12 protein-coding genes and 1 pseudogene are annotated in these 13,034 nt (G+C 37.7%); 3 read left to right on the top strand and 10 right to left on the bottom strand.

The window, feature by feature from the left end:
• Positions 1-106 precede the first annotated feature (106 nt).
• From H5968_RS11785 to H5968_RS11775, 3 genes are all read right to left on the bottom strand, one after another.
• On the bottom strand, positions 107-658 hold the full coding sequence (locus H5968_RS11785) for a DUF4126 domain-containing protein (protein ID WP_187040105.1): 552 nt from the start codon (positions 656-658) through the stop codon (positions 107-109).
• A 642-nt stretch (positions 659-1,300) separates the two neighbouring features.
• On the bottom strand, positions 1,301-2,596 hold the full coding sequence (purB, locus tag H5968_RS11780; protein ID WP_187040109.1) for an adenylosuccinate lyase: 1,296 nt from the start codon (positions 2,594-2,596) through the stop codon (positions 1,301-1,303).
• Positions 2,597-2,618: 22 nt separating this feature from the next.
• A complete protein-coding gene (locus tag H5968_RS11775; RefSeq protein WP_187040104.1) occupies positions 2,619-2,921 on the bottom strand; it encodes a hypothetical protein in 303 nt (100 codons plus the stop codon).
• Positions 2,922-2,955: 34 nt separating this feature from the next.
• Here H5968_RS11775 and rplJ point away from each other — a divergent pair, with 34 nt between their 5' ends.
• Positions 2,956-3,501 carry a 50S ribosomal protein L10 gene (gene rplJ, locus H5968_RS11770; protein ID WP_096566807.1) on the top strand — a complete coding sequence of 182 codons (546 nt, stop codon included), beginning with the start codon at positions 2,956-2,958 and terminating at the stop codon, positions 3,499-3,501.
• 98 nt (positions 3,502-3,599) lie between these two features.
• Complete coding sequence (gene rplL / locus H5968_RS11765; RefSeq protein WP_096566805.1) at positions 3,600-3,992, top strand: 50S ribosomal protein L7/L12; 393 nt, start codon at positions 3,600-3,602, stop codon at positions 3,990-3,992.
• Positions 3,993-4,292: 300 nt separating this feature from the next.
• On the opposite strand, the gene H5968_RS11760 is transcribed toward rplL, so the two are convergent.
• The 7 genes and pseudogenes from H5968_RS11760 to H5968_RS11730 form a co-directional block, all read right to left on the bottom strand.
• Positions 4,293-4,472, bottom strand: coding sequence for a hypothetical protein (locus H5968_RS11760; protein WP_187040103.1), 180 nt, complete (start codon positions 4,470-4,472; stop codon positions 4,293-4,295).
• 230 nt (positions 4,473-4,702) lie between these two features.
• On the bottom strand, positions 4,703-6,628 hold the full coding sequence (locus H5968_RS11755; RefSeq protein ID WP_187040102.1) for a serine/threonine-protein kinase: 1,926 nt from the start codon (positions 6,626-6,628) through the stop codon (positions 4,703-4,705).
• Between the two features lie 526 nt (positions 6,629-7,154).
• Positions 7,155-8,969: pseudogene (locus H5968_RS11750) on the bottom strand (YARHG domain-containing protein); the annotation flags it as partial.
• Between the two features lie 30 nt (positions 8,970-8,999).
• Positions 9,000-9,620, bottom strand: coding sequence for a 2OG-Fe(II) oxygenase (locus H5968_RS11745; RefSeq protein ID WP_187040100.1), 621 nt, complete (start codon positions 9,618-9,620; stop codon positions 9,000-9,002).
• 151 nt (positions 9,621-9,771) lie between these two features.
• A complete protein-coding gene (locus H5968_RS11740; protein WP_187040108.1) occupies positions 9,772-10,641 on the bottom strand; it encodes a fructosamine kinase family protein in 870 nt (289 codons plus the stop codon).
• A gap of 220 nt (positions 10,642-10,861) precedes the next feature.
• Entirely contained in the window at positions 10,862-12,148 is a 1,287-nt protein-coding gene (locus H5968_RS11735) for a pitrilysin family protein (RefSeq protein WP_187040099.1), read from the bottom strand.
• A gap of 123 nt (positions 12,149-12,271) precedes the next feature.
• The gene (locus H5968_RS11730) at positions 12,272-12,496 is read right to left on the bottom strand and encodes a hypothetical protein (RefSeq protein WP_187040098.1); all 225 of its coding nucleotides are present in this window, start codon (positions 12,494-12,496) and stop codon (positions 12,272-12,274) included.
• A gap of 75 nt (positions 12,497-12,571) precedes the next feature.
• On the opposite strand from H5968_RS11730, the gene H5968_RS11725 reads away from it, so the two are divergent.
• Positions 12,572-13,018, top strand: coding sequence for a DUF29 domain-containing protein (locus tag H5968_RS11725; RefSeq protein ID WP_187040097.1), 447 nt, complete (start codon positions 12,572-12,574; stop codon positions 13,016-13,018).
• The last annotated feature ends 16 nt before the right edge of the window (positions 13,019-13,034 follow it).

The following is a 13,034-nucleotide window of genomic DNA, read 5'->3' as shown; positions in this document are numbered from 1 at the left end:
CCCAGTCACCAGTCACCAGTCCCCAGTCACCAGTCACCAGTCACCAGTCACCAGTCCCCAGTCACCAGTCACCAGTCACCAGTCCCCAGTCACCAGTCACCAGTCCCTATTCCCTATTCTTACGATTTTCCCAATACCAGTGATACCACTGTGCGGCACTACGAACTGCAAACCAGAGCAGAATTAAAGCTATTAATCCTCCTTGTTGGGGAGCATCCACGGCAAAAATTACCAGTACAATACACAAGCTATCTTGCAAAAAAACTGCCCACAATGGTAAACCGCGCAAACGATAAAACCAGCCTAACTGTACTAACTGAAGTACCAAAGCCAACAAACCACCTACCAAGGCAATTAACCAACTTGGTAATTCTGTAGCTGAAGCTACTGCTAACCCCATAATTGCTCCTACTATGGGGGACAAAAATAACTCCACCAGTTGTAATATTCTCTGTCCTCGTAGCTGTTTGGAAGCAAATATTTCAAATAGTGACCAACTGGTTAGTACAAAAATTAAAACATAAGGTGAAATACGTGATAAAATTGGTATCTCAGACCAGAGGTTGCTACCTTGTAACAAGCCAATAATTAACAAAGGTATAGCTAATCTTAGTCCTGCTGCTGCTCCAGCAGAGAGTGTAGCGAGGATTTCAATCATAGGAGTATACCTTCTATAAGTAGATGAGCAAAGAAGAGTTATGAATGTTTAGTTTTTTTGGGAATGGTTTTTGTGCAAAACGGACGTTAATCAGTGTATCCATAAAATATTTTACAATACTGTCTTTATGTTTTATATAGCGTTTCCCAGTCTCATGAGGTACACCCTAATTTATTTACTGTTACCAATTCCCAATTCCCAATTCCCAATTCCCAATTCCCAATTCCCAATTCCCAATTCCCAAAGATAAAAAACTCTGTACCTCACTAACTTGGTGCTATATACAAAGTTGTAATCTATAGTTCAGATGTTTGGGTAGATATATAGGAATTTAAATTGAAAATTTTTGCACATCAATTAGCAGATTCTTTACTAAATCAGTAATTTTATGGATTCAAGTTATTTTAATATACAAGTATCAGGTAAGTAGGGTTTGCTGAAAAAGTCTTTTCGTGAGGGTTAGGAGTTCAGGAGTCAATCGATTTTGGATTGACGATTTTTCCGTTATGAAGGATCAGAACCTGTACCAAATTGTCAAAAATACAGGAGTCAGAAGCAATTAAGATGTGAAAAGTTCATATTTCCACAGGTAGATCCGGGAACAGTTTCTCACTTCTAGTTTTGACTCCTGACTCCTAAATTTTAAATTCCCAGTCTTTGATAAACTTGATCTAAATGTCTCAGATGGTTTTGTGGATCAAAACAAGCATCTATTTCTGCTGCTGACAAGTTTGCAGTTACACGGGGGTCTTTACTAATCAAATTACGGAAATTACCTTCTGGTTTATTCCAAGCAGTATGGGCATTTTGCTGAACTATGCTATAAGCTTCTTCCCGGCTAAGTCCTTTATCTACTAAGGTTAAGAGAACCTTTTGACTAAAGACGACTCCACCATAGCAGTTAAGGTTGCGTTCCATGTTCTGGGGATATACCAGCAAATTTGTCACCAAGTCGGTGATCTCATGTAGCATAAAGTGTGTTAAAATGCAAGCATCTGGTAAAATTACCCGTTCGACGGAACTGTGAGAAATATCTCGTTCATGCCATAAAGCTACGTCTTCTAAAGCTGCTCCTGCATGACTTCTTACCAGTCGCGCCATTCCTGTCAGTCTTTCTGAGCGGATGGGGTTGCGTTTGTGAGGCATGGCACTAGAGCCTTTTTGACCTTTGGAGAAGTATTCTTCAACTTCTAAAACGTCGGTTTTTTGCAAGTTGCGAATTTCTACGGCAAAGCGTTCTATAGATGCCGCCAGTAAAGCTAATTGTTGCACAAAGTCGGCATGAAGATCACGGGAAATAACTTGAGTGGAAGCGGTATCGGGTTTAAGTCCAAGTTTTTGACAAGCGATCGCTTCTACACGAGGTTCAATATTGGCATAAGTTCCCACCGCCCCGGATATTTTACCGACAGCGATATTTTTTTTCAGGACTTGCAAACGTTCTTGATGTCGCAATACTTCCGCTAACCAACCAGCTAATTTAAAACCAAAGGTAATAGGTTCAGCGTGAATACCATGCGATCGCCCAATCATCACAGTATAACGGTGTTCTCTGGCCTTGTTGCGAATTGCCCCAATTAAATCTTCTAATCGTTGTAACAAGATATCCAAACTAGCAACTAATTGTAGTGCTAATGCCGTATCCAGTACATCGGAACTGGTTAAACCGAGGTGAATATAACGTCCAGCATCACCAACATATTCATTGACATTTGTCAAGAAAGCAATCACATCATGGCGAACTTCTGCCTCAATTTCTAGCACCCGCTTGGGGTCAAAATTCGCCTTGGCTTTAATTTCCGCTACCGCTTCTTTGGGAATATAACCTAGTTCTGCTTGAGCTTCACAAACAGCAATTTCTACCTGTAGCCAGGTTTGTAACTTATAGTTTTCATTCCACAAATTGCCCATTTCGGGCAAAGTATAACGCTCAATCACATTCGGGCATATAATACAACTGTCATATTTTACAAGGGAATTGGTGATTGGTGATTGGTGATTGGGGACTGGTGACTGGGGACTGGTGACTGGTGACTGGTGACTGGTGACTAGTGACTGGTGACTGGTGACTGGTGACTGGTGACTGGGGACTGGTGACTGGTGACTGGTGACTGGTGACTGGTGACTGGTGACTGGTGACTGGTGACTGGTGACTGGTGACTGGTGACTGGGGAGATAAGAAGATGAGGACATGGGGAGATGGGGAAGAAATATTGACCTTCTGACTCCTGACTCCTGACTCCTGCCTTTTGCCAATGTTCACTAATTAAGATTTTGCCCTTGGAGGTGAGATAAGCATGGGTAGAACGTTAGAAAACAAGAAAGAAATAGTAGCTGACCTGAAAGGGACTTTAAACGAGTCAACTTTAGCACTCGTAATTGACTACCAAGGTCTAACAGTTGCCGAAATTACAGACTTAAGGCGGCGTTTACGTCCTAGTGGCGCTGTTTGTAAGGTGACTAAAAACACCTTTATGGGCATTGCCATTCAGGAAGATGAGCAATGGAAACCAATGTCAGAACTGCTCAAAGGTTCTTCAGCCTTTGTGTTAGTTAAAGATGATTTATCAGCAATTAAAGCCTACCAGGAATTCCAAAAAGCCACCAAGAAGACAGAACTTCGTGGCGGTGTCATGGAAGGGCGCTTGTTGAAAGAAGCGGATGTCAAGGCCTTAGGAGACTTGCCATCTAAGGAACAACTTATGGCGCAAATTGCTGGAGCTATCAACGCTTTGGCTACCAAGGTGGCTGTGGGTATCAACGAAGTTCCAAGTTCTTTGGCTCGTGCTATTCAAGCTGTCTCTGATAAAGACAAAGACGGCGCTGAAGCTGCTGCTGAATAACAATTTTTCATTAGTTAAATGCTGTTAGTTAAAACCAGTATCTAATAACTAATGACAACTGACAAAAAACAAATCAAAATTCTTTAGGAGTTCTATCAATGTCTACTGCAACCGATCAAATTTTAGAACAGTTAAAATCTTTGACTTTATTAGAAGCTGCGGAATTAGTTAAGCAAATTGAAGAAGCTTTTGGTGTAAGTGCTGCTGCTCCTGCTGGCGGCATGATGATGATGGCTGCTCCTGGTGCTGCTGCTCCTGCTGAAGCTGTTGAAGAGAAGACCGAATTTGATGCTATTCTCGAATCTGTACCCGCTGACAAGAAAATTGCAGTTCTCAAGATTGTCCGTGAAATCACTGGTTTGGGTCTAAAAGAAGCTAAAGACTTAGTGGAAGCTGCTCCTAAACCCGTCAAAGAAGGTGTTAATAAGGAAGCTGCTGAAGACATCAAGAAACGCATTGCTGAAGCTGGTGGTACTGTAACCATCAAGTAATTTGTAATTGTAAATTATTTAGGGTGAGCTATTCTTTTAGCTTGCCCTAACAACTGGTTAAAAATTATTCTATATTTTGTCAAAATTATTAGGCTGTTATTAATGTTATTGCTTGCGTATAGTTAAGGTTTGCTGAAAAAGTTATCTGTGAAGGACCAGTGACAGGTGACAGGTGCTAGGCCACGGTGACAGTTTCAATAGTTGGATAGGAACGATTTTTTCTTGAAGTAGGAATTAAGTGCAAGGTTTTTCAGTTGCCACCTCATAAAAGCTGGCACTGGCTAACGCCACGCTACGCTATCAGCAAACCCTACATAGGGGTTGCTGAGAAAGTCTTTCCGTGAGGGCATAGGAGTCAGGAGTCAGAAGTGGTAGGGGCGAAGCATTAGGGCGACTAATTATCAATTTTTGTCCAAGCCTATTTTCCGAATGCTTCGCCCGTACAGGAGTCAGGAGGAGATTTGAAAATTTCTTTGCCATCTCTTGAAATCCCAAAAAATGTACACTTTTTCCGGTATACCCTTCAAAACCCTTGCACTAATTTCTGTGTTTATCAGCCTCTAACCTTTGATATATCAAGGTTTTAGGTTTATTCAGCAAACCCTACATAACCAACCATCATCAAGTAACATCCTGTAAATCCTCAAATCCTGGACATCCTAATTCTGGCAAAAAATTGAGAGTATTTTAGAGGTAATTGTTAAATTGGTTTAACATTGTTTAGCCGTTGCAGGATCAACAAAATCATGTAAATCTGCTTCCCAAACACTAATATAAATTGAATCGCAATTTTGCCTGATTATTTGCCCTTTAACTCCACCTTTTTTGAAGGTAAAATTGTCTGTCTGACGTTGTTGAATTTGTTGTAGTCCTTGTTGAATTTCTGCGGTTGCTTTTCCTGCTAATAAACCATTTAAAGTTGTTTGCATGATTTGATGATCTACAGTTCCCGCAAAACCGACTTCTGTTTGTCTGAGTCTACCAGTGTCACGGTCAAATAAATAACCCAGGTCTATTTTATCGGGTACTACTTCATAGATAACTGCACGGGTATTAGGCCATAATCCCCTTAAATCCCTTCTGGGTTTGCCTAATGCGGCTTCTACCGTGCTTCTGGATGTACCTGTAGTAAATGTTGGTACACTTGTCCTGATATTGGTGGCATTTAATTGGCCTGTTGACTTAGGTTTATTCTTTTCGGGCTTTTTCTGGGTATCTGAAAATACCTCTGATTTGGGCAATACTTCTGGTTGAGTAGGCGGTTGTTCTGGCTGTTTCCGAGAATCAGATAATACCTCTGCTGAGGGAACTGCTTCTGGCTGTGGTTGCTGTTGTTGTATTTCCGCTTGGGGTGTGGATGTGACTGGAGGAATGGAAGTATTTTCAATTACAGGCTTATCCGCTGGTGGTGGTGTTATTTCTGGAGAAGAATTGCTTTCTGGTATGGGATTAGAAATGATTTCAGGTTGAATAGGGGGAGTTGGTGTAATTACTGGTGTGGGTGAAACTTCCAAAACCGGGGAATTTGTAGGTAAAACAGAGGGAGTTTGTGCTTCTGTTGTTACTGTGGAGTTGGTGGACGCTGAAGTTGAAGGTTGTGGCTGACGGTTAGAAGCTGTTACTAAACCAATTACAATACCAATTGCTACACCACCAAAAATGATAGCGGGTTTCTGCCAGTTATTAGGATTGTTGACTTGTTTGATAACTGGAGTTTTTGCGGGTGAATATGTGGGTTGAGTTGGCTGGTTAAGGATTTTTGTGGCGCTGGTGGTGGGAGAATGGGAGGGTTTGTAATTCTTATAATTATTTTGACCAGATTTTAAAGCATAGAGCATTTTACTGGCTGTGGTATAGCGATCGCCAGGACGTGGTTCAATAGCTTGTGTAAGTATCTGTACCATTACTGGGGATATTCCCTCAGCGTATTTTTGCCACAATATTTGCCCTGTTTGCGGGTGAGTTTCTAATTCTTGGGGGTGTTTACCTGTGAGTAAATAAATGGCAGTTAAGCCTAAACTATAAATATCAGTAGCATAAACTGGACGACCGATCGCTTGCTCACTAGGCATATAACCAGGAGTACCGATAACTATGGATTGTACAGGATTGCTTGAAGGATTGATCACGGTACGGATAGTTTCTTTCACTGCACCGAAATCAATTAACACTGGTTTATTATCCTGGGAGCGAAGGATGATATTATCTGGTTTTATATCTCGATGAATAATACCTTTGCTGTGGACATAATCTAAAACTGACAGCAAACTGACAAGAATTTCTCTAACAACTGTTTCATTTAACTTGCCTTTTGATTGGATAATATTGCTGAGGGTTTGTCCTTCAATCCATTCTTGCACTAAGTAAAATTTGCTATTTTCGGGAAAATAGGCGTAAAGTTTGGGAATTTGATCGCTGGTTTCCCCTAGATTTTCTAATATCGCGGCTTCTCTCTCAAATCTTTGTTGAATGAGTTGAGAAGTTCCAGGATCGTGGTTAATAGGTTTTAGTTCTTTAATGACGAAGCGACGACGGGAAGGAAGGTGGATGTCTTCTGCGAGGGAAGTTTCCCCAAACCCACCAGCACCGAGTACCTGGATAACTTGATAGCGGTTGTTTAACAGTTTTGTTGTCATGAAACGTTAGACGCGAGATCCTTCCCAATGTATATCAGATACTTTGACGATATAACTATAGGATGTTTCCTGAAGTCAGGAGTCAGGAGCGAGAATTTCAAGGAGTTTAGGAATTACCCAACATTGAAATAAAAATCTGATTCTGAATTTTTAAATCTCACGCAAAGGCGCAAAGGCGCAAAGGGACAAAGTAAGATAAGAGTATAAGTCCTATTGATATTGTTAATTTTTACTGCTGTTGAATATATGCTTTAATACCATTTATTTCTAGTTTTTGTAACCTTTGTTTTGCTTCCTCTTGAGTCTTCACAGCACCCAAATAAATAAATTTTTTGTTTGTTGATAAATAAGCGTCAGGAACTATTTGACGTACAGAATTTAAAGTAGTATCACCCTGATTTTCAACCACTATATAATAGTATCCATCTGATAATGGCTGAATTTCTTTATTTACTGGATCGATAATTACAGATTCAGTTTCTAATGGTTTTCCTGTAGGATTTGGATGAGAATTAGATGTTGTTGCGAAGTATCTACGGTTATGATTTTCTTGATATTGATTAATAAATACTGCGTTTTCAATTTCTATTTTTGATAACAAATCAACAGGAAATTCTTGGGGTGAATATTGGGGATTATACCACGATTGCTGATTAAAATATGCTTGTAACTCAGGAGTATTAAACCTGCGTCCGTGAACTGCAAATATTGTGTTTCTCATAATATCTAATTCATAACCACTTTTACCAGATAAATCTGCTGCTGTCACCCGTCTTTGCGAAAGCCAAAAATAATTATTATTGATATTTGTGTTATTTACTGGTGATGTATCAGATATGGAAACCTTAAAAATTTCCTTGAAATATACACGATCAGGTGATGTATTAGCGTCTTTACTCGCAAGCACACAATAAGCATCTGAATTAACTTGTCCATAGGTTTTTAGAAAGTTGATACAATTCGTGCGATCGCTAAACCAATTTGCGTATACTTGATATAAACGCTTTCCTGATAGATTTGGATAATCTGGTATCCAAAACATTCCAGCTTGAGAATAACCTCTAACTTGTAAAGTTCTAACTTGTTGAGTAGCAGTTGGTAAATCTTTAAAGGCAGAATCAGCTACAAAATAAAATGAATTATTGACTACAGATTCATCTGCTAATGGGGGATTAACTTGAGTCTGTGTTGCGTCAGTAGATTGAGGTGAAGTATTTTTAGATGATTCTGTTTTTTGTTCTTCCTGAGTTGGTGATGAAGATTCTACTGAATTTTTATTTGAGGAAGATAGAGTTGTATTTGTGTTATTGGCAGATTCAACAGGTGGAGAAGATTTATTAATCGCCAATCCAATAATAATAGAACCACCTATCAAACTACTAGCGATAATACTAGGTAGAATCATTCCTGTTTGTTTATTATTCTGATTAACTGGTTGATTTGTATTCCCTGGACTAACTGTAACTGTATTTTGCAGTGGAGGAGCAATTATTGTTTGAGTAACTGGTGATTGACTATTAATAACTGACTTTATTTGCAAAGCATCCAACATTTCCTGAGCAGAAGTAAATCTTTCTCTGGGATGATAAGCAATAGATTTATCAATGACTTTTGCTAAATGAGGATTTATATTACTAGCAAAATTTTGCCAAATTATTTTCCCAGTTTGCGGATCTGTTTCCAAGGTTTGAGGCGGTTTACCAGTTAATAAATAAATTGCTGTTAAACCTAAACTATATAAATCACTAGAATAAACTGGTCTTCCTGCTGCTTGTTCACTGGACATAAATCCCGGTGTACCAATAATAATAGAACTGGTAGGATTTCCTTGCGAATTTAACACCGTTCCCATTGATTCACGCACTGCACCAAAATCAATTAAGACTGGTTTATTATCACTTTTACGAATAATAATATTATCCGGTTTAATATCTCTGTGAACTATTTTTTGTGAATGAATATACTTCAAAACAGGCAATATATTAACTAATAATTCCTCAATAGCATTTTCAGTAAATAATCCCTGCTTTTGCATTTTCGCTGTTAAAGTATCTCCTTCTATCCACTCCTGAACTAAGTAAAATTCACCCCCTGTAGAAAAATAAGCATATAAAGCAGGAATTTGATCAGATGCACTACCAAGGGTTTCTAAAATGGCCGCTTCTCGTTGGAATCTTTCTTGTACTATTTGGTAAATTTGTGGATTATTGTGAATCGGTTTTAATTGTTTTACCACACAGAGACGCTGTGATGGCATATTGGTATCTTGAGCGAGAAAGGTTTCACCAAAGCCACCAGATCCCAGGGTGCTAATGACTTGATAGCGGTTGTTTAGCAGCATTGTTTTTATTAATGATTAAGTACGATATCTCTAATACCCATATTTTCGTTTTTTATTTGCAGATTGACTAGCTCTTGATTCTAAGATAAATACTGGTATTTCCTCTAATTCATCCTCTGTTAAATTATACTGTTCACAAACTAAACTGAGGCGATTTCCAGGAGTTGTCACAGCGTTAACAGAATGGGTTAAATCTCCTTGAAAGTAAACCAGGGTATTAGTTTGAGGTTTAACTTGTCCCACTTGGCGTTTAGTTGATTTTAACACCAATTCTCCCCCTTCCATGTTTTCTGGTACTCGCACATAAAGAACACTAACTAGGTTTGGTGGTTCAATGGTTTTACAATAAGAACGCAAAGAACGATCTATATGTGGATCAACGCGAGAACCTTCTTTTAATAGTAAGGGATTGAGATAAAAAGCATTACAATTAGGTTGCAATGCTAAATCTAAATAAGGTTTAAAAAAGGGAAACTTTTCTATAACTTTGGGTAATCCATGACGCTGAAAAACCACAGAAAATCCTTTGGTGTTGATAAAATCACGGTTGAGATTGTTGATAGCAAAGTAAGGACTAGATTGAATTTCACCCCACAAGTCATTGAGGTAATTATTAGGTAAAACGTTGGTTTGTAGTTGATAGTATTTCATGTTTTTAGTTCATAATTTTATTTGATAAATTAACTACACAGATAACCGAATTATAAATTATTATAAATTATAAATTATAAATTATAAATTATGAGTAATTTACAAAATAAACAAGAAGTCGGGTATCTTATTTTTAATTAAAATCTAAATTTTACAAATTCTGCAAAATTCGCTCAATCATCCCGTTTGCTTGGGAAGCATAACCACCACCAAATAAATTAAAATGATTTAAAATGTGATATAAATTATAAAGGGTTTTCCGTTGTTCATAACCCTGATCTAAAGGTAATATTTCTTGATAACCTTGATAAAAAGCTGGTGGAAAACCACCAAATAATTCTGTCATGGCAATATCAACTTCGCGATCGCCAAAATAAGTTGCTGGATCAAAAATTACGGGTTCACCATCAACTGTAAATCCGGCATTTCCTCCCCATAAATCACCATGTACTAAAGCTGGTTCAACATGATGATTTGCTAATAATTCGGGAATAGCTGCTAATAATTTTTCTGCTAAAGGAAATCTTCCTCCCTTTCTTTTTGCTAGTTGAAATTGATAACCTAAACGATGTTCTGTATAAAATTCTATCCAGTCAGATTTCCAAGTGTTAATTTGGGGTGTAGAACCGATAGTATTATTCAGATCCCAACCGCAACCTTTTTTACTAATGGTTTTGTGCATTTCTGCTAGGTTTCGTCCCATTTGTTGCCAAGATTTGTTATTACCACCGTTCATTTCTAGCCATTCTAATACTATATAACTAGAATTATTTGTATTTCCCCAACATACAGGTTTAGGAACACGGATAGTTTTGGTTTCATACATTTGTTGTAAACCCAGCATTTCTGCTGCAAACATTTCTCCCTGAGTAGCTTTGTTGAGTTTCACGAAGTAGGTGATTTTATCATTACTAATGGCATAACCTTGATTAATACAACCACCGCTTACAGATGAATGTTGAGAGGTTTGAAATTTTTGTCCTGTTACTTGACTTATATGGTGATCTATTTCTTGCCAAATCATGGTTTTTTATTGGTTATAGGTTATAGGTTATTAGTTACGCAAAAGGCAACGAAAGTAGGGGTAATACCCTTCGGGAAGCAAGCTACATGAATTACCCCTACGCAAGAATAAGGTTTTTAGTCATATCTTGCGTAAGTCCTATAGGTATTGGTTATTAGTAAGAAGTAAAAGTTATAGAATGGTATATTACCAATTACCAATCACCAATTACCCATGACTAATTTGGTTTGATGACAACTACACCATAAGCTTCGGGTGATAAATATTGTTGTGCAGCTTGTATTAAATGATTTTCGTCTTGGTTTTGGATATATTGGGGATAATTAAATGCTGGTTCTAACTCACCTATTAAAGATTGATAATAACCATATAAACCAGAGCGATCGCTTGGTGTTTCATTGCCAAATATAAACCTATTTGCTACTCGTCTTTGCACACGAGCAATTTCTGATTCTTTAACTAATTCTGTGTGTAGTTTTTCCAAATGTTCAATGATTGCTGTTTCTACTGCTGGTAAATTTTCTACATCACATTTAGCAGAAATAGTAAATAATCCTTGGAGTTTATAATTACTATTACTCACAGCAATTGCAGAAACTATTCCTTTTTCTTCCCGTAAATCATGGACTAATCTAGATGTACGCCCATGTCCTAAAATTCCTGCTATCACATCTAAAGCATAAGTGTCATTTAAATCAATTAATCCAGGTACTCGCCATAATATTATTAACCGGGCTTGTTGCAGACTTTCATCAACAAATTCTCGGCGCACAATTTCTGTAAATGCTGGTTCTTGACTAACGGTTAAATGTTGATTTTTAGATGTGAAGCTTTGTGATTTTTGACTGTTTTTTTCAAATCCCTCAGCGACAATTTCTATTAATTCTTCCACTGGTAAATTACCCACAGCAACCGCAGTTATGGAAGATGGTTGATACCAAGTTTGATGAAATTCTCGCATTTGTTGGGGTGTAACTTGGGAAATTACGGTTTCTGGTCCAAGTACCGGACGACGATAGGGTAAAACATCAAAAGCGGTTTCCATTGTGTGCCGATAAATGCGCCTTCTGGGATTATCTTCCGAACGTCTAATTTCTTCTAAAACTACTAATCTTTCTCTTTCAAAAGCTTCTTGAGGAATGGTAGGATTACACACTACATCTATTTGCAGTGGTGCTAATTCTGCAAAATCTTTAGGGGCAGTAGTGATATAAAAATGTGTATAATCTTGGCTAGTGGCTGCATTTGTTACTGCACCTCTTTCTTCAATGCGACGCTCAAACTCACCACTGCCTAATTTTTCTGTACCTTTAAATACAATGTGTTCTAAAAAGTGAGCCATGCCATTGATAGCATCTGACTCCACAGCAGAGCCAACTTTTACCCATACATTCAGGTTCACTGCTTCTACTGGCATTTGCTCGGCAATAATGGTTAAACCGTTAGGTAGAGGATGCACCTTGGGAGCGTGAAGACGAGGAGATTTTAACAGAGTTGATGTCATTGGTGGTGAGGGCTATGTTACTGCTTATATCTTACAATGCCTTTGATGGTGTTAGCAGTGGTCTGGGTTGGGGGAGTTGTGGGGGATGTTTTTATCTAAATATTCCTATTGATTGTAAACTTGTTAATATAATAATTGAGCAATACCTTGTGCTGCTATTCCAACACCAGTAGCGAAAGCATCTGCAATCTCAATAATCTTTAGTAAATCAAAAGACTTATCTTTTGCATCTTCTAAATCATCTTTTCCTGTTTGGATTTCAATTTTAATTTCATTAACATAAATAAATGAGCGATCGCTTGCCAGGAAAAGGTTACAAAATTTAGAAATGGCAAATGTTTTCGGCAAGTGACAGAAGAGGGATATTTAATTTTCTATATTATTGTATAATAGATTTATATTCGTTTTTAAGAGGATTTGTCTATGAAAACAGAATCTAAGTTAACTCTTTATGAAACTGATTATCAAGAATGGATAGAAACCACATTACAGCATTTACGCGAACAAAATTTTCATCAATTAGATTTAGAACATCTCATTGAAGAAATTGAAGCAATGGGTAAAAGTGATAAACGAGAATTACAAAATAGATTAATCATTTTATTAATGCACTTATTAAAATGGAAATATCAACCAGCAAATCAATCTAGTAGTTGGTTAGCGACTATTGATGAACAACGTCGTCAAATCTTATTTATTTTTGAAGATAGTCCTAGTTTAGAGAAAAATTTTCTAGCTACAATTTCTGATAAATGTTATCAAATGGCTAGAAAATCCGCAAGTAAGGAAACTAAATTACCTCTTGGTGTTTTTCCAGAATCCTGTCCTTTTTGTCACGCTGAAATTTTCGATTTAGATTTTTATCCCTAATTTTTATTTCTTGGAG

This window comes from Sphaerospermopsis sp. LEGE 00249, from assembly GCF_014299995.1.
GTDB lineage: Bacteria > Cyanobacteriota > Cyanobacteriia > Cyanobacteriales > Nostocaceae > Sphaerospermopsis > Sphaerospermopsis kisseleviana.
Note: the sequence above shows the minus strand (reverse complement) of the source record. Positions and strands in the feature narration are given on the sequence as shown.